The sequence below is a fragment of the Neisseria sp. P0018.S001 genome, assembly GCF_051957355.1.
GTDB classification, from domain to species: Bacteria; Pseudomonadota; Gammaproteobacteria; order Burkholderiales; family Neisseriaceae; genus Neisseria; species Neisseria subflava_A.
In genome coordinates, this window is record NZ_JBQCWN010000049.1 from 1 (window position 1) to 542 (window position 542).

Sequence of the window (542 nt, forward strand, 5' to 3'; positions counted from 1 at the left end):
ACAATACCTCCCGTATCGGTTTTAAAGGCAGCGAAAACCTCGGCGGCGATTTGAAAGCCATCTGGCAAGTTGAACAAAAAACAGCCATTACCGGCGGTTCACAAGGTTTTGCCAATCGCGATTCCTTTATTGGTTTGCAAGGTAAATTCGGTAAGGTCCGTGCCGGTAAACTCAGCAATATGCTGAATGAAATGGATACCATCGATCCATGGATGTACAAAACCAATGCCGCGGGCTTGGGCATCTTTACCCGTACCGGTAACCGTAACGCCGCTGTACGCTACGACAGCCCGGATTTCGGCGGATTCAAATTCAACGTGTCTTACGCACCGCGCGACAACCGTAATCCTTCATACAAATACACGCACACCAAAGCGGCCCAAGACCAATACACCGGCGGCGTGAACTTCTCTAAAAACGGCTTTACTGCCAATGCGGCTTACGGCCACGACAACGGCGCGTACACCGACAATTCCGGCAAAGTCAAAGCGGCACAAATCGCCAAAGTTGAAACTTATTACGACAAAGACAATCTCTTTGTC

Annotated in this window: 1 protein-coding gene; it reads left to right on the top strand. The window is 49.6% G+C overall.

The window, feature by feature from the left end; all coding sequences use genetic code 11:
* A partial coding sequence (locus ACTHTJ_RS10760) for a porin (protein WP_440362673.1) occupies positions 1-542 on the top strand: 542 nt, incomplete at both ends.